Annotated in this window: 18 protein-coding genes and 1 tRNA gene; 9 read left to right on the forward strand and 10 right to left on the reverse strand. The window is 64.7% G+C overall.

The features are described from left to right. Positions 1 to 11 precede the first annotated feature (11 nt). The 7 genes from BGP17_RS11970 to rtcR all read right to left on the reverse strand — a co-directional run bounded on the left by BGP17_RS11970 (position 12) and on the right by rtcR (position 9243). Positions 12 to 1034 carry a FecR family protein gene (locus BGP17_RS11970; protein WP_286712100.1) on the reverse strand — a complete coding sequence of 341 codons (1023 nt, stop codon included), beginning with the start codon at positions 1032 to 1034 and terminating at the stop codon, positions 12 to 14. Then, on the reverse strand, positions 1015 to 1599 hold the full coding sequence (locus tag BGP17_RS11975) for an RNA polymerase sigma factor (RefSeq protein WP_167300283.1): 585 nt from the start codon (positions 1597 to 1599) through the stop codon (positions 1015 to 1017). Before BGP17_RS11975 ends, BGP17_RS11970 begins: the two co-directional genes overlap by 20 nt. Positions 1600 to 1796: 197 nt before the next feature. Beyond that, the gene (locus BGP17_RS11980) at positions 1797 to 2975 is read right to left on the reverse strand and encodes an NAD(P)/FAD-dependent oxidoreductase (protein WP_286712103.1); all 1179 of its coding nucleotides are present in this window, start codon (positions 2973 to 2975) and stop codon (positions 1797 to 1799) included. Then, positions 2972 to 4267: a dipeptidase gene (locus BGP17_RS11985; RefSeq protein ID WP_286712106.1), complete on the reverse strand. Its 1296-nt coding sequence runs from the start codon at positions 4265 to 4267 to the stop codon at positions 2972 to 2974. Before BGP17_RS11985 ends, BGP17_RS11980 begins: the two co-directional genes overlap by 4 nt. Positions 4268 to 4292: 25 nt before the next feature. After that, positions 4293 to 4787: a nuclear transport factor 2 family protein gene (locus tag BGP17_RS11990; protein WP_286712108.1), complete on the reverse strand. Its 495-nt coding sequence runs from the start codon at positions 4785 to 4787 to the stop codon at positions 4293 to 4295. 13 nt (positions 4788 to 4800) lie between these two features. Next, positions 4801 to 7191 carry a TonB-dependent receptor plug domain-containing protein gene (locus BGP17_RS11995; RefSeq protein WP_286712110.1) on the reverse strand — a complete coding sequence of 797 codons (2391 nt, stop codon included), beginning with the start codon at positions 7189 to 7191 and terminating at the stop codon, positions 4801 to 4803. A 459-nt stretch (positions 7192 to 7650) separates the two neighbouring features. After that, positions 7651 to 9243 carry an RNA repair transcriptional activator RtcR gene (gene rtcR, locus BGP17_RS12000; RefSeq protein WP_286712112.1) on the reverse strand — a complete coding sequence of 531 codons (1593 nt, stop codon included), beginning with the start codon at positions 9241 to 9243 and terminating at the stop codon, positions 7651 to 7653. A 262-nt stretch (positions 9244 to 9505) separates the two neighbouring features. On the opposite strand from rtcR, the gene BGP17_RS12005 reads away from it, so the two are divergent. The 7 genes from BGP17_RS12005 to BGP17_RS12035 all read left to right on the forward strand — a co-directional run bounded on the left by BGP17_RS12005 (position 9506) and on the right by BGP17_RS12035 (position 17668). Further along, positions 9506 to 9583: transfer RNA gene (locus BGP17_RS12005), tRNA-Pro, on the forward strand. Between the two features lie 16 nt (positions 9584 to 9599). Next, positions 9600 to 11147, forward strand: coding sequence for a vWA domain-containing protein (locus BGP17_RS12010; RefSeq protein ID WP_286712114.1), 1548 nt, complete (start codon positions 9600 to 9602; stop codon positions 11145 to 11147). A 602-nt stretch (positions 11148 to 11749) separates the two neighbouring features. Further along, positions 11750 to 12976, forward strand: coding sequence for an RtcB family protein (locus BGP17_RS12015; protein WP_286712116.1), 1227 nt, complete (start codon positions 11750 to 11752; stop codon positions 12974 to 12976). A gap of 48 nt (positions 12977 to 13024) precedes the next feature. Beyond that, the gene (locus BGP17_RS12020) at positions 13025 to 13816 is read left to right on the forward strand and encodes a nucleotidyltransferase domain-containing protein (RefSeq protein ID WP_286712118.1); all 792 of its coding nucleotides are present in this window, start codon (positions 13025 to 13027) and stop codon (positions 13814 to 13816) included. Further along, positions 13813 to 14832, forward strand: a complete 1020-nt coding sequence (gene rtcA, locus BGP17_RS12025; protein WP_286712120.1) for an RNA 3'-terminal phosphate cyclase — start codon at positions 13813 to 13815, stop codon at positions 14830 to 14832. Before BGP17_RS12020 ends, rtcA begins: the two co-directional genes overlap by 4 nt. Before the next feature lie 186 nt (positions 14833 to 15018). Further along, positions 15019 to 16611, forward strand: a complete 1593-nt coding sequence (locus tag BGP17_RS12030; RefSeq protein ID WP_286712122.1) for a glycosyl hydrolase family 28-related protein — start codon at positions 15019 to 15021, stop codon at positions 16609 to 16611. A gap of 292 nt (positions 16612 to 16903) precedes the next feature. Continuing rightward, positions 16904 to 17668 carry an APH(3') family aminoglycoside O-phosphotransferase gene (locus tag BGP17_RS12035; protein WP_286712124.1) on the forward strand — a complete coding sequence of 255 codons (765 nt, stop codon included), beginning with the start codon at positions 16904 to 16906 and terminating at the stop codon, positions 17666 to 17668. Between the two features lie 207 nt (positions 17669 to 17875). Here BGP17_RS12035 and BGP17_RS12040 read toward each other — a convergent pair whose 3' ends face one another. Further along, a complete protein-coding gene (locus BGP17_RS12040) occupies positions 17876 to 19261 on the reverse strand; it encodes a sensor histidine kinase (protein ID WP_286712126.1) in 1386 nt (461 codons plus the stop codon). Further along, positions 19233 to 19907, reverse strand: coding sequence for a response regulator transcription factor (locus tag BGP17_RS12045; RefSeq protein ID WP_286712128.1), 675 nt, complete (start codon positions 19905 to 19907; stop codon positions 19233 to 19235). Before BGP17_RS12045 ends, BGP17_RS12040 begins: the two co-directional genes overlap by 29 nt. A 266-nt stretch (positions 19908 to 20173) precedes the next feature. Between BGP17_RS12045 and BGP17_RS12050 the strand changes: the two genes are divergently transcribed. After that, complete coding sequence (locus BGP17_RS12050) at positions 20174 to 22912, forward strand: TonB-dependent receptor (RefSeq protein WP_286712130.1); 2739 nt, start codon at positions 20174 to 20176, stop codon at positions 22910 to 22912. An 84-nt stretch (positions 22913 to 22996) separates the two neighbouring features. Continuing rightward, on the forward strand, positions 22997 to 24412 hold the full coding sequence (locus tag BGP17_RS12055) for a purple acid phosphatase family protein (RefSeq protein ID WP_286712131.1): 1416 nt from the start codon (positions 22997 to 22999) through the stop codon (positions 24410 to 24412). Positions 24413 to 24755: 343 nt separating this feature from the next. Here the strand turns inward: BGP17_RS12055 and BGP17_RS12060 are convergent, their stop codons facing one another. Further along, the gene (locus tag BGP17_RS12060) at positions 24756 to 25505 is read right to left on the reverse strand and encodes an SDR family oxidoreductase (protein WP_286712133.1); all 750 of its coding nucleotides are present in this window, start codon (positions 25503 to 25505) and stop codon (positions 24756 to 24758) included. Positions 25506 to 25512 lie beyond the last annotated feature (7 nt).

Here is a 25512-nt window from a genome sequence, read left to right on the forward strand (position 1 = left end):
TCCAAAGATATTCATTTCCCATTTGTATCTATTCTGATCCCTTCCTGGCTGAACTGAGCGCGGGCATTGAACAATGACGCTACGGAATGCGCGAAATTATCGGGCTCATTGACTTTGAAATACCCGACGATCGGCGAACGCCCCAATTCCCTGTCACCGACGATAATTTTACGCCGATTGTACCGATTGAGCTCCTCGACCGCGTAATCGAGCGTCTCACCATTGAGGGCCAGGTCGCCATTGCGCCATGCCAATGTGCGGTCGATCTCGCTATCGGTTCGCACTACTACGGCGTTTTGAGCGATATTGACGTTGCGTCCCTTCGCATCCGCGACAAAGGCGCGTTCGCCTTGCGCGATACGCGAGGGCGTCGTGGATTGGTCATCGCGCCACGCCTCGACGACGCCCTCCGTTACCAGAATGTCCACCCCGCCATCGGTTCGGCGCACCGAGAAGGCCGTTCCGACCGCCCTTATGCTGACGTCGCCGGCCCTGACCACGAACGGCCGCGTGCGGTCATGCGCAACCTCAAACCAGGCCTCGCCATCGTCCAGCGAAACATTGCGCATGTTCTTCGACATCGCGACGGTGATGCGGCTGGCCGTGTTGACGGTCGCAACCGATCCATCGGCGAGCGGCGTTCGCTTGATCTCGCCCAATTGGGTTACGATCCGTTCGGTGCGCGGCAGCGCCAGAAAGCCCGCTATCCCGACCGCGACCAGCGCAGCCATCCCGCCGCCAACCAGCTTTCGGCGCGACAGCCAATGCGCCCGCTCGATACCATCTCCGAATTCGGGCTCCGAATCCGGCACATGTCCCGATACATGCGGCGCATCGTTGAAGCCTAGCCCGGCGAGCGCACGGCCGCGATCGAGAAAGGCCAGCGCGGCATCCGCGCGCAGCAACGCACCGGCACGCCGCTCGTCGCCTGCGAGCCATGTCTCGAACGCGCGTTGTTCCGGCTCGGACAGCGGACCATTCTCACGGCGAATGGCCCAATCCGCCGCTTCGCTGTCATTCGAAGCCGACGTCACGCAGTTTCCTTTCGATACGCTGTTTTGCCGGGCTGGCGGCTTCACGATTGCCGCCCGCGATGGCCTTCAAGATCAATCGCAATCCACGGGCCGAGAGCTTTTCGACGATATGCTCCGAAACGCCCATCCGAGCGGCAATCTCTCGCTGCGGCACGCCTTCGATCCGCCGCATCTCGAAAATTTCCCGGCAGGGCGAGGGAAGGGACGCGATCATCCGATGGACCCGCTCGAGATCGATCCTTGCCGCCGCATGGCGCTCGGGTCCTGGATCGTCGTCGGCGAGCGTCAGCTCATCATAATCGGAGAGGCTGTCGATCCGTACGATCCGCTCGCGCCGCACGCGCAGCAGCATCGCCGAGCGCGCCACGGTGAACAGATAGCCACGCCCATTGCGAATATGCGCCACGCTATCGAGGTGCGAGATTCTCAAATATGCGTCCTGCATGATATCGTCGATCTCGTATTCGGGGACGCCGACCGAGCGCAGCTTGTCGCGCACGGCGCTTTCGTGCGGAACGACATTCCCCGCAACCCAGGCTACCAGTTCGGCGCGATCCTGCCTCACGATCCGCAGCCCCCCTTTTTATCTTCCTAAGACTATAGATGCTTGGGCGCGTAATTTCCGACCCCCCGGATCGATGAAAATGAAGTCGAAGCCGGACTATTCGGCATGGCAAGGTGCGCAGAACCGGCTCTTGGGCCCGGCAGCTCCCGCGACATGGACTCAATTACTGCAATGGATAGGCAATTCGGGCGATGCCGCTAGGCGAAGCGGCCGAGCCGGAAATTGGCAAGCGGATCGGCGACTACGCCGTCCAGTATCTCCAGCGCGGCCAGCCGGCCCAGCGCGGGCGCCAGCGTGACGCCGCTATGGGTGACCGCGACATAGAGGCCGCCCAGGCGCGGCGCGAAGCCGACGACCGGCAAGGAATCCCTGGGGACCACGCGCTGGCCAATGCTGACCCGTTCGATCTCGGCCTTCCCCAAAGCGGGAAGATAGCAAGCGGCGGCGTCCTGGATGGTCTTCCCGAAGGCCTCCACTCCGGCACCCGCCGGTGCCCCGCCTTCATGCCCGCTGATGCTGGCGACGAAGCGCCCGTCGGCCATCTGCTTGAAGGTGCTGCGCGGCCCGAAGACGACTCGATCGAGCGCCGGCCTTTGCGGCCTTGTGTGGAGCAGGACGCCGGGCGAAGCGGTGAGCGGCAGCTGCACGCCGGCCTGTGCCGCCAGCGCCTCGCTGCCCAGGCCGGCCGCCAACACCACGGTATCCGCCTCGATCGCGCCGTCCGCCGTTCGTACGCCAACGACCTTCCCTTCCCGGACGATGAGCGAATGCACCGCCACTGGCGCCCGCAGCTTCGCCCCGAGCCTGCCCGCCCGCTCGAGCAGCGCGGCCACGGCACCGGCCGGGTCCACCGCGCCCTCTTCAGGGAAGAAGGCCGCCACCGAGACCGGGCCGATGGCGAGCCCCGGCAACAGCGCCTGGAGCCCGGGCGCGTCCAGGCGACGCCCGGCATAGCCCCATTGCTGCGCGATCCGCAGGCTCTCGCCCAGCTTCGCGGACTCGGCTTCGCTATCGCGCCAATAGGTGGCACCACCCCATTGCAGGGGAAGCGCCGCCCCCGGCTCCCGCTGCCAGATCCGCCAGCCGGCCATGCCCAGCCAGTTCAGCTGGAAATAGGGCCGCGAGCCGGTCTTGGTCGAGGCGTTGAGATAGGCGAAGGAGTCGCCCGTCGCCCCCGCCGCAGGCTTGGACTTCTCGAGGAGGGTGACCGCCACGCCGCGCTTTGCGAGTTCGTAGGCGATTGCGGCGCCGACGATCCCTGCACCGATCACGATCGCCGAACGGCTCCCCGGTGCAACGGGACGGGCACGCGCTGCCCCGGGGAACAGCGGAGCGGCGGCGAGCAGCCCCAATGTCGCGCGGCGGTCGATCCTCACTTGCCGGCCTTCGGCTTGGCGAGCGCCTGCACCTGGCCCCAGACACGCAGGAAGTTGCCGCCCCACAGCTTCGCGATATCCGCCTCGCCATAGCCGCGACGCTGCAGCTCGGCGGTGATGTTGACGGACTCGCCGACATCGTTCCAGCCGATGACGCCGCCACCATGGTTGAAGTCGGACGAGATGCCGACATGCTCGATGCCGATCTTCTTCACGACATAGTCGATCTGGTCGACATAATCCTTCAGCGTCGCGCGATAGTCCGGGCTGCCGGTGATCTCATGGAATTCCGCGCTGTACTTCGCAAAGACCTCGGGCGGGAGCACCTTCACGCCCTTGTCCGACAGCGGCTGGATGCCCGCAGGCGTCTTGTCCTCGGGAATGCCGTAGCGGCGGCGGATCGCATTGAGCTTGGCAAGCGCTTCGGGCGGAAAGGCCTTCACCCAGGAGCTATAGGCGTTGATCGCGACCACGCCGCCCCTGGCCGCGATCGCCTGCAACGTCGCGTCGTCGAGGTTGCGCGGATGATCGATCACCGCGCGCGCGTTCGAATGCGAGGCGATCACCGGCGCGCGGCTCAGCTCCAGCACCTGCCGCACCGCCTGCCCTGTGATCTGCGACACGTCGATGACCACGCCGAGATCGTTGAGCCGAGCGACGGCCTGCCGCCCGAGCGGCGAGAGCCCGCCATGTTCGCTCAGCTTGTCGCCGCGCAGCAGATTGGGCCGGGCGGAATCCGCCAGGTCGTTGTTGCCGGCATGGGTGAAACCGAAGATCGACACGCCCTTGTCGTGCCAGGCATCGAGCTGGCGCAGATCCTTGCCGATCAGATTGCCGTTGAGGATCGACAGGATGATCGCAACCCGGCCCGAGCCCTCGATCGCGCGCAGCGCCTCGGGCGAATGGGCAATCGCGGCCTGTTCGGGATAGCGCGCGACCACGCCCTGGATGGCGGACAGCTTCTGCTGCCCCTTGGCCGCGGCTTCGGCATAGCCGGCGGGCGTCCGGGCGTTCTGAGGCACGAAGATCGCCAGCACCACGCCCTTCAGCCGGCCGCGCTTCGCCTTGACGAAGTCGAACTGGTCGGGACCGTCCTTGCCCGGATCATGCTCCCCGGTGCCGAAGTCGAAGGGAATGTCGAGATGGTTGTCGAGATTGGGCAGCCGCTCCTGGAGGGCGGTCGCCGCCTGGAGCTGTTCCGGCGTGAAGCTCTGGGCATGCGCGCCGGCAAGGGGCAGCGCCGTTCCTGCCAGCAGCAGGAGCAGCTTCGAACGAAGGGCAAATCGGGCCATGGAATGTCTCGCTTGGAAAGAGGGATTATTGCGCGGGGCGAGTCAGCTGGCGGGCGATGAGCTGCCAGCCGCGCGGACCCTTGGTCCACACGTCGAGGCCCGAGAGGCGCGCGGTGCTGGTGGTGCCGTTGTCCTTGCTCAGGTGGAACGTCCAGCCGGCGGTGACATAGGCGACATCGCCGTAGCTGCGGACCCGGGCATCGGCGATGTCCACCGCGGTGAAGCGCTTGCCTGGCGCCAGGGTCCGGTCGATCTGCGCAGCCTTGGAAAGCACCTCGCCATCGGTATGGCCGTAGGAAAGGTCGGGGTGAAACGCGGCGTCCAGCCCTGCCCGGTCGCCCTTCACGACAGCGACGCGATAGGCGTCGATAGCCGCGATCACTGCCGCGCGTGTCGCGGCGGGACCATGTTCCTCGACCGCTACATGCTCCTGCGCGAGGACGGGAATGGAGGACAGGCTGGCGGCGCCGGAAAGGCCGGCCGCGGCGATCAGCAACGCACTGAGATATCGGGATTTCATGGGAAGGGGCTCCTTAGAAGGACAGGTCCAGGCGAGCGAAATAGGTGCGGCCGGCACCGCCTTCGGGCGACAGGCCCGAATAGAGGGCGACCACGGGATTGCGGGCGGCGGGCAGGACCTGGTCGGGATGGCTATCGAGCAGGTTGTTGATACCGGCCGAGACGCGCGCATTGGCGAACAGCCGGTAGCCCGCGGAGAGATTGACGACCTCCTGCGGCCCGAAGCGCTGGTCATAGGCGACCACCGCATTGCGCGCCCAATAGGTGCCGTAGCGGGTGCCGGAGAGATGCGCGTCGAACCCGCCATTGGTGTAGTCGGCCGCCAGGCGCACGAAGGTGTCGGGGTTCCATTCCTCGATCAGCCCGCGCGCCTCGTGCCCGATCAGCGTCAGGCCGCTGCCCGCCAGCACCGCCGGGGTCGCCTTGATGTGCGTGATCCTGGTATCGCTCAGATTGAAGCCGGCGCTCAGGTCGAGCTTCCGGTCCTGGCCGAGACGCCACCGATAGCGCGCGGTCGCGTCGATGCCGCGCGTGCGGGTATCGACGGCGTTGGTGAAATATTGCGCGCCCGAATAGGTCGGAAAGCCGGCGCTGGTGAGCATCTGGCGGACCAGCGGGCCGGTCAGCGTCTCGGACAAGGCGATGCGGTCGTCGATCGTCGTCTGGTAGAAATCGACCGTCACCGACAGGTCGCTGCTCGGCGTCCAGACGAGGCCGGTCGACAGGTTGGTCGCCCTTTCCGGCTTGAGCGGCGTCGCGCCGAGCGCACGGGCGACCGCGCTGTCCACGCGGGCGAGCTTGTTCGTCGCGAGCACGCCGTTGGTGATGTTCGGAATCGTGCGCGAATAGGCGGACTGGCCAAGCGACGGCGCGCGGTAGCCGGTGCCGGCGCTACCGCGCCAGGCGAGCTTCGGCGTTACTTCATAGCGCAGCGCCAGGCGGGCGTTCGCGGTCGTGCCGAAGTCGGAATAATGCTCGACGCGTCCGGACGCGGTTACCCGCAGGCTCTTGGCGAGTTCGGTCTCGAGCTCGAGATAGCCGCCGACGACGTCGCGCGTGCTGCGCCCCGCGTCATCGGGCGAGAAGCCGCCAAAGCCCTGCGAAGCCGGGGTCGCCACCTTGCCGGCATTGGGACCGTCGAGGATCGGCACGCCGCCATTGGCCCAGGAGCCATGGTCGCCCTCGAACACCTGGTACGCCTCGTGGCGATAGGCCAGCCCCGCCGCGACGTTGAGCGGCGCGCGCAGGAAACCGGCCTCGAAGGGGCGCTTCCAGTCGAAGGTGACATTGGCCTGCTCGTTGAGCAGGTCGCCGGTATCGAACGAGGTCGGGCTGGCAGTGCCCAGGCTGGCATTGTTGGTGTTGTAGACCAGGCTCTCCACCCGGTTGCGGCCATAATTCGCCCCCAGGTCGAAATCGCCCGCCTTGCCCGACCAGCGCGCGCCGCCGCCGATCGAAGCGTCACGCGAATGGACACGCAGGAAGGGCTGGAAGCCGTCAGGGAACAATGCGCGCACCGTCTGGTCGGCACTGGGCTGCCGCAGATTGCCGAAGCCCTCGTCCTTCCGCCAGCCATAGCTGCCGCTGAGATAGAGCGTCACTCCACCGACCGTGCTCTCGGCATTGAGCAGCAGGTTTTCGCGCTTGGTGGCGCCGCTGCCATAGAACCAGTTGCGGTTGGGGTAGTTTGCCTCGCGCGGATCGCCGGCGAAATACATGGTGCGGTTGTCGCGCCCGGAAAGGCGGGTGCGCCCGATGTCCCACACGTCGAAGGCCAGCGTGACCGAGCCGTCGCCCGGCAGCTTGGCGCCGATCGAACCTTCGATGCTCTTGGTCTCGCCATCGCCCTTGTCGTTGACGCCGTACTGAACCGCGAGATTGCCGTGCCCGGCCTGCTTCTTGAGCACGATGTTGACCACGCCTGCGATGGCGTCCGAGCCATATTGCGCGGATGCCCCGTCGAGCAGCACCTCCACGCGCTCGATCGCGCTCAGGGGAATGCTGTTGAGGTCGACGGTCTGCGCGCCCTTGGCGACACCACTGCCGGCATTGAGCTGGGCAGTCGCGTGGCGGCGTTTGCCGTTGATCAGCACCAGCGTCTCATCCGCCGCCAGCCCGCGCAGGGACACGCCCTTGACGAAACTCGCCGCGTTCGACGACGGCACCGAGGTCGGGAAATTGAAGGACGGCACGAGGCGCTGGAGCGCTTCGGACAAGGTGCGGGCACCGGTGGCCTGCAGGTCTTCGCCGCTGACGAGCTGGACTGGAGCCGAGCTCTCGAGCGCCTTGTTGCCGCTGCGCGAGCCCACGACGACGATGGCGTCCTGCTCGTCCGCGGCGGCACCGGACTGTGCCTGTGCCGGACTGATCAGCGCCAACGGCGCGGTGAGCGCCGCAACCGTCACTCCTCCGAATAAACGGCGGGCGTTTGCGCGCCTTCCAGGCATATTGTCCTGATTCGCGCAGTCTTCATGTCGCATGACTATGCTATCCCCCTGAATGGACATCAGGCGGGTTGACCAATATGATTTCAGCACAACTTCTCGACCGCGAAGCCCATCAGGAACCTCGCGGAGCGGAATCATCATCCCTCGCGGGAATCACTGCAGAAACGCGCAACCCACCTTTGTTTTGCTTGCAGCTAAAAACCTACCGAAATGGTCGGAATTGGCGAGATAGTTAGACTTTGGGCCCAACTAGGCCAGCTATCGCTCAGGCTCCCGCCTGCCCGCGTATCCAATGAGCCATCGGTGGTTACTTGCCGGGTGCCGGGCACGTATCGGTGCGAGTGGCCGGTCGGCAATGCGCACCCATTCCGGTCATTCAGGGCAGGCAGGATCAGCTGCCGATTCCCTTCGGGCTGCTCAATGCATCAAACTGGCCCAATCCAACCCGAATTTCGCAAGGTACTTGCGAAGCCGATCGGCATCATTGGCCGAGGTTCGACGCGCGCGTGACGCAGTGAAGAGCGCCCGGCCGGCTTCCGACAGCGAACGGCTCCTGCGGCAGATCCGTATGGTCTCGGCAAGCTGGACCCGATCGAACGGATCGATTTCCGCAAGTGCCTCGGGTGACAGCACTTCCACCAGCACGCTGGCAGCATCATCGCGCTGGCCGGACCAGAGGCGCTTCAGGCGCTGGATTTCCGCCTCCATGCATTCGACATCGATCCGACCCTTCGGGCTGAGCGTCGCCATGCGCGTGACGCTCGCCGCCAGGTCGCGGAAATTGCCTGGCCAGCTGGCGTCGGGGCCCGTGGCGAAGGCGAGGTAGCCCTGTCGGGCTTCCTTGTTGAAAGTCGCGCGGTCGCCTTCACGCTCGGCGAAGCGGTCGAGCTCATAGTCGAGATTGGGTTCGATATCCTCGCGGCGATCGGCAAGCCCCGGCAGGCGAAAGGTCCACAGGTTCAGACGCGCATAGAGATCGTCGCGGAAACCGCCTGCCGCAACGGCCTCGCCCAGGTCGCGGTTGGTGCCGGCGATCAGCTGGAAATCGGACGCCGCCTCCTTGTCCGAGCCGACGGGCAGGAAGCGCTTGTCCTCGATCGCGCGCAGGATCATCGCCTGCTCGTCGAGCCCGAGTTCGCCGATCTCGTCGAGGAACAGCATACCCTTGTCAGCCGCGCGGAGCAGGCCCGGGCGATCCGAGACCGCGCCGGTGAAGGCGCCCTTGCGATGCCCGAACAATGCGGACATCGCGCCGTCGCCCTTCAGCGTCGCGCAGTTCACTTCGACGAAGGTGCCGGCGATCTGGTGCTTCAGGCGCTTGAGTTCGTAGATGCGTCGGGCAAGTTGGCTCTTGCCGGCGCCCGTGGGCCCCATCAGCAGGATCGGCGCCTTGGACCGCAGCGCCACCCGCTCGATCTCGTCGATCATCCGGTTGAAGGTCGGGCTCTGCGTCGCGATGCCCGACTTCAGGAATGACGTGCTCTCCTGGGTGGCGACTGCGAACCGCGTGGCGATGCTGTCATAGCGTGAGAGGTCGAGATCGATCGTGTTCCAGATGCCGGCGGCGTCACCTGGCGATCCGCGGCGCGGCTGGGTCTGGAGCAGGCGGGCGGGGAGATAGCGCGCTTCGGTCAGCAGGAAGAGACAGATCTGGGCGACGTGCGTGCCGGTGGTGATGTGCACCAGATAATCCTCGGCGTCCGGGTCGAAGGGTTCGGCGCGCGCGAAATCGAGCAGCTTGCCGTAGACTTCCTCGAAATCCCACGCATTCTTGAAGTCGAGCACCCGCTTCTCGACCCTCGTCTCGGGCGAGACGTCGGCGATATCCTCCGCGACATAGTCTGCGAGGCGCCGGTGCGCCGTGCCGTGGATCAGGATCAGCCGGTCGACCCGCAGATCCTCGTGCATCGTCAGGCCGACCGTCGGCCGCCACTTGTTCCAGCGCGTCGGGCCGAATTTGCTCGCATCGAGCGTCGAGCCGAGGAATCCGATCACGGTGAGTGGTTTCATTCTTATACATTAGAATAATCTACTATCGAAATCGATAGCTAATCCGGATTGCTCAAGCTCCGCACCTGAATGCGCGCCTTGGCGGAAAATCGACATATTCTCTGTTTTATCAATCTGTTATCAGATTCCCCGTCGCCGCGTCGGACTGGTTGGCACGCCTCATGCTCTACAGATCTGCGTCGGACGGGATGGTCGAACGCCCGGGCCGACAAGCAGCGTGAGGGGCGGCCGGAATGGGCCGGCCGCCCCCGAGGAATTCAGACAGGGCGTAGCTCAGGCTGCGCAGAGCGCCCGCCTTGGGAGCGGGAGGCCGCAGGTTCGAATCCTGCCGCCCTGACCAGACGAGGAGTTGGACGATGGCCAACAAGGGGCTTTTCGCTTCGGCAATCGCGAAGCTGTTGCCGCGCGCCGATACGGTGAACCGCGAGCTCGCTCCGGCCTATGCCTATGGCCCGGAGCACAAGCTGGCGCAGCTCGCCGCGACGGGCACGCTTGCCGACAATTTCTACGGCGCCGCAGAGACGCAGCTGGCCGATGTGCTGGCAGCGGCCCAGGCATGCGACCCGTATTTCGTGGCGCAGGCGGCAGTCTATGCTCGCCAGTCCGGCGCGATGAAGGACATGCCGGCGTTGCTGGCGGCGTATCTCACGGTCGCCGATCCCGACCTGGCGGTCCCGGTGTTCAACCGCGTGATCGACAACGGGCGGATGCTGCGCAACTTCGTGCAGATCATGCGCTCGGGTCGGGTCGGGCGGGCCTCGCTCGGCTCGCGGCCGAAACGGCTGGTCCAGCACTGGCTGGAGCGGGCCTCGACGCCGCAGCTGATGGCAGCGGCGACGGGCAAGGATCCCAGCCTGGCGGATATCGTCCGGATGGTGCACCCCAAGCCTGCCGACGCGTCGCGCAAGGCATTCTATGGCTGGCTGATCGGGCGTCCGTACGACGTCGCCGCGCTGCCTGCCGAGATCGCCGCGTTCGAGGCATGGAAGGCCGATCGGTCGCTGGCCCTGCCGCCGGTGCCGTTCGAGTGGCTGACCGCGTTCGAACTCACCGCCCGGGATTGGGCTGCGCTCTCGACCCGGATCGGGTGGCAGGCGCTGCGGATGAACCTCAACACGCTGGCGCGCAACGGTGCGTTCGGTGTGGCAGGGGTCGCCGATGCGGTTGCCGCACGCCTGTCCGACGGCGACGCGCTGACGAAGGTTCGGCCGATGCCCTATCAGTTGATGGTGGCGCTGGGCCAGGCCGGCGAGGGCGTGCCGCTGAAGGTCCGGGCCGCACTGGAGGATGCGCTTGAGCAGTCGCTCGTTCGGGTGCCGACCGTGGCGGGCCGGGTCGTCGTCTGCCCCGACGTGTCGGGGTCGATGAGCTCTCCGGTGACGGGCTACCGCAAAGGCGCTTCGTCGAAGGTGCGGTGCATCGATGTTGCGGCCCTGGTCGCGGCAGCGATGCTGCGGACCAATCGCGACACCCGAGTGCTCCCGTTCGAGCAGACGGTGGTCAAGCTGAAGCTCGACCCGCATGCCCGCGTCGCCGTGAATGCGGCGAAGCTGGCGGCGGTTGGCGGGGGCGGAACCAGCGTCTCGGCACCGCTCGCCCTGCTCAACACGGAGCGTGCGATGGTCGACTTGGTCGTCATCGTCTCGGACAACGAGTCGTGGGTGGATGCCAACCGGCGCGGCGCAACTCAGACGATGCGCGAATGGGAAGCCATCCGCCGGCGTAACCCGCAGGCCAAGTTGGTCTGCATCGACATCCAGCCCTACGGCACTACGCAAGCGGTGTCGCGGGCTGACATTCTCAATGTCGGGGGCTTCTCCGACGCGGTGTTCGATACGATCGCACGCTTCGTCTCCGGCGAAACGCGCGACTGGGTGAGCATCGTCAACCAGGTGGAGGTCTAAGGACATAAGGGCCGTGGCGAATGCCGACGGGATTACATTGCTCCAAGGGGAAACCCGAAAGTCCAGAGTAGAGCGCCCGGGAAGCAGCGATGCCGAACGGGAGATGGGGTTCGAATCCCCCGGTTGCAGCCGTAGCTCAAGGACGTTCTCGTCACTCTTGTCGCCACGGCCCAACACGCACATCACGGCGAATGCCGAGAAGGACTACATTGGTAATGCGGCTGTCGCGGGTTCGAATCCCGCCTGTCTCGAAAGGGATAGTAGCTCAGTCTGGTAGAGCACCGGGCCCTTCGGGGCCGTCCTTCCCACTCTTGTCGCCGTGACCGATTGCACGCTGGCGAATGCCGGTGAGACTACATCCGGACCCTGGGATGCCGGTTCGATTCCGGCCGCGCCGCATCGGCTCGTAGCTCAAATGGATAGAGCACAAGGCACGTCTCACCACCAACTGGTCGCCAGCACCCCAAGGCCGGCGAATGCCGACGGGACTATATCGGGAATGGAGGTTCGAATCCTCCCGGCCGCAAGGCCGAAATGTCTCGTCAATCCGTCGTCGCCGCGCCGAGGCCGCACTGATATGCCCTACCAGGAGGAGGTCCCAAGTGACCGAGACGCTGTACGATTTCCAGCACGTCGAAGGCGGCGTGCCGATCAAGATGTGGACCCGCGGCGTGCCGGTCGAAGACGGCGCGCGTGCCCAGCTCGCGCGGGCGGCGCAGATGCCGTTCGTGTTCAAGCATGTCGCGGCGATGCCCGACGTCCATGTCGGCATCGGCGCGACTGTGGGCTCGGTGATCCCGACCAAGGGCGCGGTGATCCCGGCGGCCGTCGGCGTCGACATCGGCTGCGGCATGATGGCGGCGCGCACCTCGCTGGTGGCGAGCGACCTGCCGGACCATCTGGAAGGCATCCGCTCGGCGATCGAGCAAGCGGTTCCGCACGGCCGGTCGATGAACCGCAACAAGCGCGACACCGGCTCCTGGGGCGATCCGCCGCCGGCGATCGTCGAGGCGTGGGCGACGCTCGCGCAGCGGTTCGATCGGCTCACAGACAAGCATCCGCAGCTCAAGAACACGAACAACCTCGTGCACCTCGGGACGCTCGGCACCGGCAACCACTTCATCGAGCTTTGCCTCGACGAGGAGCAGCGGGTGTGGGTGATGCTGCATTCGGGCTCGCGCGGAGTCGGCAACGCGATCGGCACGTTCTTCATCGAGCTGGCCAAGCAGGACATGCGCAAGTGGCACATCAACCTGCCCGACGAGGACCTGGCCTATTTCCCGGAAGGGACCGACCATTTCGACGACTATGTCGAAGCGGTGGGCTGGGCGCAGGACTTCGCCGCGCTCAACCGGCGCATGATGATGACCAACGTCATCCGCGCGCTCCGGGGCCAGATCGCGAAGCCGTTCGACGCGGAGCTGGAGGCGGTGAACTGCCACCACAACTACGTCCAGCGCGAGAACCATTTCGGCGAGAACGTCCTGGTCACCCGCAAGGGCGCCGTGCGCGCCGCCAAGGGGGTGATGGGGATCATCCCGGGATCGATGGGCGCCAAGTCGTTCATCGTCCGGGGCCTCGGAAACCCGGAATCGTTCGACAGCTGCAGCCATGGCGCGGGGCGCATCATGTCCCGCACCGCGGCCAAGAAGCTGGTCACGCTCGACGAGCACATCCGCGACACCGCGGGCGTGGAATGCCGCAAGGACGCAAGCGTGATCGATGAAACGCCCAAGGCGTACAAGCCGATCGAAGCCGTGATGGCCGCCCAGGCCGATCTGGTCGAGATCGTCCATACGCTCAAGCAGGTGGTGTGCGTGAAGGGCTAAATGCTCTCGTCACCCTTGGCGCGCACCGCCAACCTTCTGGAACGAAGAATGACTGTCGTTGACCCGATTCCCTCTGCCGTCCGGCAGGAGGTCGAAACCCGGCTTGCTGCGATCGAGGCGACGCATGGCGTGCGCCTGCTGATTGCGGTCGAGTCCGGTTCGCGTGCCTGGGGTTTCCCCTCGCCCGACAGCGATTTCGACGTGCGCTTCCTCTATGTCCGCCCCCGCGACTGGTATCTCTCGCTGGTGCCCGGTCGTGACGTGATCGAGGCGCCGATCGAGGACGAGATCGACCTCAACGGCTGGGACGTCCGCAAGGCATTGGGGCTGCTGCTCAAGTCGAACGCGGTAGTCAGCGAGTGGATTGAATCTCCGATCCGCTATCGGCCGGACGATTCCTTCATCGCGAAGCTGGCGACGCTGGCGGACGACCTGCTCAACCCGCGCGCGATCGCCCATCACTATGCACGCTCGGGCAAGCTGGCGGCGGAGCGGTGGCTCGATGGCGACGGTAACGTGCCGGTGAAACGGTATTTCTACGCCCTTCGTCCGGCGCTGGCGATCCGCGCGACACGCCTCAACCCGTCCGTGCGGCCGCCGATGAACCTGCAGGCGCTTGTCGCTGCCGGTGACCTGCCGTCCGCATTGGCCGAGCAGATCGACATGCTGGTCCAGGCCAAGGCGCGCACCAACGAGCGCGCCAACGGCACCCGCCTGCCCGAGATCGACGCGCTGATCCGCGACGAAATCGGGCGCGCCGGAGAACTGCCGGCACGCACGCCGCGCGATCGCTTCGTGACCCGCGCGGACAAACTCTTCCTAGACCTGGTGAACACATGATCGAGATCGACGGATCGGAAGGCGAAGGCGGCGGGCAGGTCGTGCGCAACAGCTGTGCGCTGTCGCTCGTCACGGGCCAGCCTTTCCGCATTACCAATGTGCGGGGCAGGCGCGAGAAGCCGGGGCTGATGCGCCAGCACGTCACCGCAATCGAGGCGGCATGCCGGATTGGCGCCGCCTGCGAAGGCGTGACGGTGGGCTCGTCCGAGATCATGTTCACGCCCGGCAAGGTCGTGGCCGGCGACTATCACTTTGCGGTCGGTACCGCGGGCAGCACCAGCCTGGTCCTCCAGACCGTGCTCATGCCGTTGCTTGGCGCCGACGGCCCCTCGCGGCTGGTGCTGGAAGGCGGAACCCACAATATGATGGCGCCGCCGTTCGAGTTTCTTTCGCGTGCTTTCCTGCCGGTGCTCGGCCGCATGGGCGCGCAGGTCTCCGCGCGGCTGCTGCGGCACGGCTTCTATCCGCGCGGCGGCGGGCGGATCGAGGTGGAGATCGTGCCGGGCGCGCTCGCGCCGATCGACGGTACTGACCGAGGCATGCTCAAGTCGGTCTCGGCCACGGCGCTGCTCGCGGCCCTCACGTTCGATATCGCCGAACGCGAGATCAGAACCGCGAGCAAGCTCCTGCCCGACTGGCCGGATGACGCCTTCGCCGTGCGCCAGCTTCCGGATGCGCAGGGGCCAGGCAATGTGCTGCTGCTTGAAGCCGAATTCGAGCATGTGACCGAAATCGTCACCGGTTTCGGCAAGCTCGGGGTGTCGGCGGAATCGCTCGCAAAGACCGCGGCGCGGCGGATGACGGGGTTCATCGCATCGGGCGCGTTCGCCGGACCCTATCTGGCGGACCAGTTGCTGCTGCCATTCTCGCTGGCAGGCGGCGGAAGCTTCACCACCGTAAAGCCAAGCCCCCATGCACGGACCGCCGTCGACATCATCGAGCGTTTCACGGGCCAGCGCTGGGTGTTTGAGCAACAGGCGAACGGCCGTCATATGGTGCGGCAGAAGCGCGCCTGAATTGTCGTGGCGGCCAAGCGCCCTCATCTCGGAAGTTCGGCTGACACCAAACCGCTCCCAAAGGCAACCGTCCCTCGCCTTCTCTCGCGGATCAAAAAGTATCTCCACGCGCTGCCGGCAACGTCGAGCTTGCAATGTAGGATTTCGCAATGTTCCACTTTTGTTCGCAAAACTTGGAGCTTTCAGATGGCCTATGTGACAACTACGGATTTAGCGGCGACGGCACCGGATCAGGGTGCCGCCATGGTTGGCTTTGCGCAGCTAGGCAGCGGCGCCGTCGCCCGTACGATGCTCGATAAGGCAACGGAGAGTATTTCCGTCCTAGACTACGGCGCCGTAGGCGACGGAGTGACGGATGACAGCGTCGCGATCCAGGCGGCGATCGATGCCAACAAGGGCAGTCTCGTGGTGCTTCCAGCAGGATACACCTTCCTTGCAGCAGGAATTATTCTCCTCGGTTCCTCTTACGATGGCACGCGTATCGCAATAGAAGGCACGTTCCTCTTGAAACCGGCCAGCGGCGGCAACTATGACGGTTTGTCATGGAACGGCATCGTGCTCGCGGATTGCGAGAATTGTGGCGTGATCGTCACTGGAATCATCGACGGCAATCTTATCAACCAGCCGGTGGACGAACACATTAATGGATTGCGCTTCTCCGGCGCCGTGAATTCCTGGGCTTCACCGGTAAATCTCCGCGAAGTCATGGGGGATGGCATCTATATCGGGCGCTCGGCCTCTCGCAATAATCACAATATTTGTATTGGCCAAGTTATCGGCAGAAACTCCATCGACGCGGGCCGCAATGGCATTTCCGTCATCTCATGTGATGGTCTCGCCTTAGCCGGCGGTATCCTGGAGAAGATCGGCGGCACGATCGGCGGCCTCCGGATGCCCGGCGGCTTGGACTTAGAGGTCGACGGCCCCAGCGACCTGATCCGAAATGTCGTCTCCGGCCCTTGGCTGATCGAGACGGCTGGTACCAGTGGCCTCGGCCTTATCGGCCGAGCCATCACCGACGACCAGTCGCGGGACTGGAACATCGACAATGTCCTCATCGCCCCCTCTTCGGTGACGATCACCGCTGCGGACGTCGGCGGGCCCATTTTCAAGCGCGTCAAGAACCTCACCGCGGACGTGACGCTCTTCCGGACGGGCGGGCGTAGCAAGGGAATTTCGGTCGACTATGTCGATTTTGCTGCGCTGAGCCTTCGCGCCAAAGGATGCACGACGGCTGTGGAGCTCGGTTTCGAGAATTTCGTGAATGACAGCGACATTCACGTGCAGGTCGAGGATCACAGTGCGGCCGGTCTGGCCGTTACCGGCTTGAACCGGGTGCGGCTTTCCGGCTTTGTGCGTGGCGGCAAGGGTGCCGGTTCCTATGGTGTTCAAGTAGCGCCCGGCCAGCGGGGATCGGTACTGCAGACCGCAATAGTCTATTCAGTGGACATCGCCTACGACGATAGTAGTTTCGGCTTCCAGACATCCGTAGGGATGACCTTTTCAGATTGCGTGATTGCGGACTGTGCGTTTTTTGGATATCCGTCACCGCAAATCCAATGCGGCTTCAATGTTTTCTTGCCGTCACGCAATGTTCAGGGCCGTAATTACGGCACCGGCCAACCTGCGATCGGCCATTGGACTGCCGGCGATTTCGTCGCGAACACCTCGCCGGCCATCAGCGGCGGCAAGATTCTGACTGGCTGGCACCGTCTCACTTCCGGCAATACAAATGTGAGCGGAACCGATTGGACTCCTGCGTACTGCACGATCTCCTGAATGCTCCGGCGCCTGTGGCGCCGCTCCAAGGTGACAGACCGGCAAAAGAGTCGGCCTGTCACCTTCCCGTCAATCCATTGCTCTTGATGCTGCGCGTGGTGCCTTTTCCAGATACGATGATGCCGGTACCCTGGCGATTACCGCACGCGCACCGCATGGCTGTGACCCAAATGTCCGCTTCGCCAGGCTTGAAGGGCGATAGATCGGAAGCTATTTGGCGGCTGGCTCAGAACCTCGGAACCCCATGTCGCCGCTCCAAGATTCGCCGTCCGTAGCGGATGCAATACGTCCGATGCCGCGTGCTTGGAGCCACCGGCTGCAGGGGTATGCATGGCACGCCCAGACCATTGGCTGTTCGGAAGCAGAGGTGTTTCGCCTGACCGGCGAAGGCTTGCCCCCCTTGTTCGTGAAATCCGAACCGATCAGCCCCTTTGCCGAGCTTCCGGGAGAGATCGACAGGCTGCGTTGGCTGACCGGCCAGCCCCAGCTTGCGCCGAGCGTCGAAGCCGAGGCGGAAGAGGACGGGCGCCTGTGGCTGCTGATGTCCGAAGTGCCGGGCCGTGACCTCGCCAGTTCCCCCGATCTTTCCCCGTTGAAGATCGCCGAGATCGCTGCCGATGCGCTGCGCGAGCTCCATGCGCTCGACGTCGCGCTCTGCCCGTTCGATCAGCGGCTCGCCGCCAAGCTCGCTCAGGCCGAAGCCAATGTCGCAGCCGGGCGCGTGGATGAGGAGGAGATGGACGACGAACGGCTTGGGCGGACTGCGGCGAGTGTCCTCGAAGAGGCGCTTGCACTACGTCCCGCCACGGAAGACCTTGTGGTCGCGCACGGCGACGCCAGCATGCCCAACCTGATGGCCGAACATGGGCGCTTCACCGGCTTCATCGATTGCGGCCGTCTCGGCGTGGCCGATCGGCATCAGGATCTGGCGCTGGCCGCCTGGAGCATCGAGTTCAATTTCGGAGCCGCCTTCGTCCAACCATTTCTCGCGCGCTATGGCGGTCCGGTCGACCGGGCGCGCCTGCACTATTACCGGCTTCTCGACGAGCTCTTCTGATCTTATCGACAGCCCACCGCCACCATGACCCGCTTCAAATGTTCCCCTAGGGTCAGGCTCCATTGATGCGCGACCTGTATTGGCCAACCGAGAAGCAGATGACGCGGCTCGAGCCGTAATGCCCGAAGAGCCACGGCAGGCGCCGAGCGCAAGACGGTGATGATCGACCCAATCGCGCTTGCCGCCACCGTCATCTTCCGGCTCTGGTCAGTGAGTCCCGACCCTAGGCTGTTGCCCTTCGGACCGGAGCCAGATCGTCACGCGTAGTCCCGGTCGCGCGTCCTGGAGTTCGAGCGCACCCTGATGCAGCCGGGCGATCGCCTGGACAAGCGGCAGGCCAAGCCCGTGGCCGGCGGGGTTCCGGCGTGCCTCCAGCCGCCCGAAACGGCGCAGCGCCGACGGGAAATCGGCCTCGTCTATGCCCTTGCCATCGTCGGTGACCCTCAACGCCACTCGATCCTCGCAACGCTCGATCACCAGCGTCACCCTGGTGCCAGGTCCATTGTGATTGAGGGCGTTCTCGATCAGATTGGTCATCGCCTGAGAGAGAAGCTCCACATCTCCGTCGACGAGAATGCCCGGCTCGATATCTGACAGAAGCTGACAGCCTTTGTCTTCCGCGACCGCGGAATAGCTTTCGACGACCATCGCGGACTGAGCGCTGAGATCGAACGTCCTGAAATACCGGCGCACGGTACCGGATTCGACTTCCGATATTCGCAGCAATGCCGAGAAGAGCGACAGGATGCGTTCGCTGTCTCCGATCGCGGCATCGACGGTTTCCAGCCCCGGCGAACCCGGCGGTATCTCTTCGAGCGCCCTTTCCAGCCGGTTCTGCAGATGCGTGATCGGCGTGCGGAGTTCGTGCGCGACATCGCTGGAAACCTGGCGGAGGTTGCCGATCAACGCTTCGACGCGACCGAACATCGAGTTGAACGTACTCGCCAGCTGATCGAATTCGTCGCCATGGCCGCTGAGCGCGATGCGGGAGTCGAGATGACCGGCGATGATCGCAACTGCCGTGCGGTTCATCAGGTCGAGCCGGCGGCGGATCGCCCGCTCGAACAGCAGCCCGCATCCGATCGCCAACACGATCAACACAAGTAACGCCAGCGCAAGGAGAACAAGGGTAGTGCGCAACAACGCGGCCGCCGGCGCCGTATCCGTGGCGACGGTCAGGCGCAGCCCATCGTCGAGAGGAGCGGTAAGGGCGCGGACCGGAATTCCGTTGCCGGCATCGTCACGGAAGACGGCATCATGCCAGCCGATGGCGAGCAGGGGATGGCCGCGCTCGCCCGACAGGCGATGCCCCCAGGCGTTCACCAGAACATAGTCGAAGCTGCCGCCACGCTCGTCATCCTCGTCGATCGCAGCGAGCAGGGCCCTGTTCCCGCCCTGCTTCTGAAGATGGCGCAGGCTATGCATCTCCGCTTCGATGCGGGCATCGATCTGGCCCCTGATCGCGTCGTGCCCGACGAGATATGCGATCCCCCCCAGCAATACTCCGGCGATTACCAGCCCGGCGACGAAGAGCAGCGTGATCTGTCGTGCGCTTCGCACGCCTCTAGCAATCATCCCGGAGCCTGTAGCCAACCCTGCGCGCCGTCTGGATCGCATCGGAGGCGAACCCGGCATTCAGCTTCTGGCGCAGCCTGCTCATATGGGTTTCGACGATATTGGTGTCCGGGTGGAAATGGAAATTCCAGACGTTTTCCAGCATCATCGCCTTGGAGACATATCTCCCTTCGTGCAGGACAAGCTGTTCCAGCAGTTCGAACTCGCGCGGCTGCAGCATGATCCGCTGGCCCGCGCGCCAGGCTTCGCGGCGACGGCGGTTGATCGTGATCGACGCATATTCATGAACGTCCTGAAACGCGCCCTTCGATCGGCGGAACAGCGCATCTATACGCGCGAGCAGTTCCGCCTGCGCGAACGGCTTCACCAGATAGTCGTCCGCGCCGTGCCGCAGTCCTTCCACCCGATCCTCGATGGATCCGAGCGCGGTCAGCATCAATACGGGATTGGTGAAGCCCGATTTGCGCAAGCTGTCGACGACGAGCACCCCATCGCCATCGGGCAGGATGCGATCGACGATCAGCAGATCGAAATGCTCATTCTTGGTCTCCACCAGTCCGGATTGCCCTTCCGGCACATGTCGCACCTCGTGCCCGGCATTGGACAGGCAAGCGCCGATATAGTCTGCGATGGCGATATCGTCTTCGATCAGAAGCAAGCGCATCCATCGGCTCTGCCGCCACAAGGTTACAGTTTTCAGACGGCCGTCCGTTCGTTCGTTCGTCGGCAGCGCCAGCCCGATCGCGAAGATAAAATTGCCCCAAGGTTGGCCCCGCCGAGCGTCATTGTAACGGGACCGTCACACGGCATTCCTAGCCGCCGCCGCCAGAACGGCGGGGTCGCCCCGTTATTCCGTTCGCCAGGACATCGGGGGTCACCATGAACGCCATTCACCGTCGCCGCAGCTCCTTTGCGCTCGCCGCATCCGTCATGACGATTGCCCTTGTGGGTGCGATGCCGCCCGCGCTGGCCCAGGACGCCGCAACGACCGGGCGGGCGCAGGCGAATGCAAGCATCCTCTCCGGCCGCGTGCATGACGAAAACGGCTCCCCCCTGCCCGGCGCGCGCGTCGTCGTGCCCGAGCTGAACAGCGAAACCACCACCGATCTCCAGGGCGAGTTCGTGATGCCGGCACCGGCGCAGGGCGAAGTGACGGTCCGCGTCGAATATCTCGGCCGCCCGGACGCAAGCACGCCGGTGACCCTGGCGGATCGCAGGATAGTCGTCGACATCACCGTGCCCCGCGGCGCCTCGAGCGATATCGTGGTGACCGGCGCTTCGATCGTCGACAACACCGCACGGGCCCTCAACCAGCAGCGACAGGCCGACAATACGGTCAGCATCGTCTCGGCCGACGCCATCGGTCGCTTCCCGGATCCGAACATCGCCGAGGCGCTGCAGCGCGTTTCCGGCATCGGCATCGAGCGCGATCAGGGCGAGGGCCGCTACATCAACATCCGCGGCGCACCGATGGAGTTCAGCACCGTCACCATCGACGGCGCGACGGTTGCCGCTCCCAGCCCGACGACCCGCGCGATCGATCTTGACACCATTCCGTCGGACATCGTCGCGAATCTCGAGGTGACCAAGAGCCTGCTGCCGAGCCAGGATGCCGACGCGATCGCGGGCTCGGTGAACATCGCCACCCGCTCGGCCTTCGACAGCAAGGGCTTCCGCCTCAGCGCATCGGCCGGCGCCAGCTACAACGACTATGGCGGCACGAGCGACAGGCGCGGTTCGCTTTCGATCAGCAACCGCTTCGGCGCCGACCGGCAATTCGGCATCCTGCTCGCCGGCAGCTATTCCAAGACGGATCGCCAGCTCGACAATGTCGAGAATGGCTGGGCGGTCAATGCCGCCGGACAGGTGCGCCTCGTCGAGACCCTGTTCAAGGACTATGACACCAAGCGCGAGCGCGTTTCGCTCAACGGCGCGCTCGAATGGCGCCCCTCGCCGGGCAACCGGCTCTATGCCCGCGGTTCCTTCTCGCAATTCACGGACGACGAATATCGCAATCGCCTGAGCATCCTGTGGAGCGAAGGCGCGATGGCCGCGGGATCGACGGATAGCCGCGCGACCTTCTCGAACACCCGTATCGAGAAGCAGATCCGGCACCGCGTGCAGCGCAACAAGATCTATACCGGCACCGTGGGCGGCGAAAACCTGATCGGCGAAGGCAAGGTCGAATATTCCGCGAGCTATTCGGAATCGAAGCAGACCTATCCGCGCCGCGACGAATTGCTGTTCCGCTCGTCGCTGCGCCCCACCCTCAGCTATGACTTCGCCAATCCGGACAATCCGACCTACTCGCTGTTCACGACGAACGAGCATCTCCAGGCCGATCGCTATGCGTTCCGCGAAAATGCCTATCGCGCGAACGATACGCTGAACAAGGAATGGGGTCTTTCGGCGAAGGTCGAGCTGCCCGTCGACCTCGGCGGCCAGCAGGTGATGGTCAGCTTCGGCGGCCGCTATCGCGATCGCGACGTCGTGTCGGACGAAGAGCGTTTCCGTGACCGCCGTGCGTCCGCGGCGCCCAGCGGTTCGCTGACCAGCTTCCTCACCGACGAGCGCTCGGCGAACTTCAACTACAATCTCGGCTACAAGATCGATCCGGGCAAGGCGGACGCCTATTTCGATGCGACCAAGGGCGCGTCCGAGCGGCGCATTCCGCAATCGATCACGGCCGACTATCGGGCGAGCGAGAAGATTCTCGGCCTGTTCGGCATGGCCAAGGCGGAATTCGGGCACACCACGGTGATCGCGGGCGTCCGCTACGAAGCGACGGATTTCGAGGGATCGGCGCCCACCGTTGCGCTCAACGGCACGGTCGGCAAGGCGAATGTCGGCTCGCACTACGGCAAATGGTTCCCGAACCTGACCGTGCGGCAGGCGTTCACGCCGGAGCTGATCGGCCGCTTCGCGCTCAGCCGCGGGATCAACCGGCCGAATTTCGTCGATCTGGTGCCGCGTCAGCTCGACGAGACCGACAGCAGCCTGACGCGCATCACCGAGGGCAATCCCAATCTGCGGCCGACGCTCTCCAACAATGTGGACGCGGGCCTGGAATATTATATTCGGCCGGTCGGCCTGATCTCGGTCAACGCCTTCTACAAGGACCTGACCGACTATCGCTACACGCTGAGCCGCACCGTCGGCAGCACCATCTATGTGCGCCCGGAAAATGCGCCCGATGGACATCTGGCGGGTATCGAGGTGAACTGGCAGCAGCAGTTCACCTTCCTGCCCGGCCTGCTCAGCGGCTTTGGCGTGTTCGCCAATTACACCTGGACGGACGCCGAGATAAAATTGTCGCAGGCCTTTGCCGGCCGCCGGGTGATGCCGTTGCCGGGCCAGTCGAAGTCGAGCTGGAACGCCGCCCTGTTCTACGAGAAGGGCCCGTTCAACGCGCGCCTCTCCTATACCAAGCGCAGCGACTATCTGAACGCGGTGGACGCCAACGAGCCGCGGCTCGATCTCTATTGGGAAGGGCGCGGCCAGCTCGACGCGACCGCCAGCTATCAGGTCGTGAAGCAGGCCACCATATTCGTGGAAGCCAAGAACCTGACCAATTCGCCGGGCGTTCGCTATTATGGCGTGCGTGAGCGCGTCTACGAATATGAGAAGTTCGGCTATTCGATCTTCGGCGGCATCCGCATCAAGCTCTAAACGGGTCGTTCCGGGCTCGAGCAGGTCGAGCCCGGAAACGCAGGCGCCCGCCTCGCCGCCGCTCCAATCACTCGAAGGGGTGCCATGCGCGTTCCAAATACCTCGTTGGTCCTCTCCGCCCTGCTGCTCACGGCCGCGACGACGCTCGATGCCCGGGCGCAGATCGCGCCGCCCCGGTCGGCCGGCACGCCCTATGCCGCACGCAACCTGCCCGATCGCATCGTCCTGACGCCGGGCGGGGATCCCACCCGGGAAATGGCGGTCGCCTATCGCACCGATGCCACCCAGCGCGTCAGCGAGGCGGAGATCGCCGTCTCGGTCGACGGCCCCACGCTGTCCGAAAGGGCGGTCAAGGCAATCGGCGCCAACCCGCCACACGCCAAGGAAAGTGCCAACGGTTCCGCCCTGTACCACCAGATTCGGTTTACGGGGCTCAAGCCGGATACCGTCTATGCCTATCGGTTGAAGGGCAGCGCGGGCTGGAGCGAATGGCTGCAATTCCGCACTGCCGCCGCCGAGCCGAAGCCTTTCCGCTTCCTCTATCTCGGCGACATTCAGAACGGCATCCTCACCTATGCCAGCCGCGTGATCCGGCAGGCATTCCATGCAAATGGCGGTATCGAGCTCGTGCTGCACGCCGGCGATCTCGCGGCGCAACGCGACGATCTCGACCATGACGACGAATGGGGCGAGTGGAACCAGGCAGCGGGATATAATTATGCGATCGTCCCGCAGATTCCTGCCACCGGCAACCACGAATATGTCGATGTCGTGCTGCCGAACGGTATGGAGAGCCGGAAGCTCGGGCCCTATTGGCCGCTTCAGTTCGCGCTCCCTGCGAACGGCGCCGAGCCGGCCAGGGCAACCACCTATTATGTCGATTATCAGGGCGTGCGCTTCATCGTGCTGGACGGCACCTCGGCGATCGACCTCGGCACGATGGACGCCCAGACGCGCTGGCTCGACGCGACGCTCGCGTCGAGCAAGGCGAAATGGAATGTGGTGCTGTTCCACCAACCGGTCTTCACCTGTGCCCGCCCCGAGGACATCGCCGAGATCAAGTCGGCATGGAAGCCCGTGTTCGACGCGCGCAAGGTGGATCTGGTGCTGCAGGGACATGACCATTGCTACAGCCGCCTGACTTCCGAAGCGGGACGGGAAGCATCGGCATCCGCGCGCAGGAACGGCGCGATCCAGGGGCCGGTCTATCTGGTATCGGTAACCGGCTCGAAAATGTATGCGCTGAACGACCGCTCCCGTACCCAGCCCGACAGGATCGCGGAGGCGACCGAGCTGTACCAGGTCGTCGACGTCGCGGGCGATCGTCTCCAGTTCCGCACCTATACGGCGTCCGGGAAACTCTATGACGGGTTCATGCTGGAACGCGGCGCGGATGGCCGCAATCGCCTGATCGAGTTGCGGGAGCCGATGATCGCGGTTCGTACGTGCACCGGCATGATCGGTCCGGACGGGGGCACCTGTGTCGCCCGCGCAAAATAGCGCACCGGACGCGGCGGGCCCGATGGAGTTGCGCTTGCCGATGGCCGGCTTTCCCCGTCCTCGCGGCCCGCTGAAACATTCGCCTTTCGTTACGGGTACGTAATATCTCTTCCTTACCCGATCCCGCGAAAGAACAGTTCCAAGTCGAGACGCGTCAGGCTTGGAGGAGCGTAGAGGCAGGTGCGATGAGGCCGACGGGCCCCTAAGGCGCTGACAGACGAAGTTCGAACAACGCCGCCATCCCGGTCTCTCGAAGGGCGGTTCGGGCGCCGAGACCACAAAAGACCAACCGGCTGCTTGAAGTCTCGTGCCGGCTTTGGGGCTAGCCGGCACGAGAGGGCGATCAGCGCGCCTGGGCGAGCGCGACGGCGTCAGGGCCCGCGGGGAAACGGAGCTGACCCCGAGTGTCGTGAACCGCATCCCAGACGCCTTGCGCGACATCGATCTCCGAGGTCGTCATGGCCGGCTTCCCGAACGCTTCGAGAATGGGGCGTGCGAAGTCCGCATACCCACCAGGAAGCAGGTCCTCGACCGGGATGATGGCATTGGCCCCGAAGCGAGTGGTCGGGGCATAGCCAGGCTCGACCAGCTTGGTGCGGATATCGAAATAGCCGAGCTCGATTGCGAGCGACGCCGTGAATCCTTCGATCGCCTGCTTGCTGCCGGTATAGGCGGCGGCGAGTGGGAAATCGCCCAGAGCGACGCTTGAGGTCACATTCACGATCGTGCCGGCGCGGCGCTCGCGCATCTGCGGAATGAATGCCCGGCACATCGCCATGACACCGATCGTGTTGGTCTCGAAGAGCTGTCGGACGAGCGACATCGGCATCGCCTCGAAGGCACCGACGCCGCCGACCCCGGCATTGTTCACCAGGACATCGACCGGGCCGGCCTTCTCGACCAGGACCGCGATGCTTGCTTCGCTCGTGACGTCGAGCGGCAGGATCCGCAGCCGTCCGGTGTCCCCGACGAAGGACGCCGCTTCGGGACGGCGCATCGTCGCGATGACGTCCCAGCCCTTGGCGAGGAACAGTTCAGCCGTGGCCTTGCCATAGCCCGACGAGGTGCCGGTGATGAGGATCGTCTTGGTCATGTCAGTC

Origin of the sequence: Sphingomonas sp. 67-41 (assembly GCF_001899725.1) — a bacterium.
GTDB lineage: Bacteria > Pseudomonadota > Alphaproteobacteria > Sphingomonadales > Sphingomonadaceae > Sphingomonas > Sphingomonas leidyi.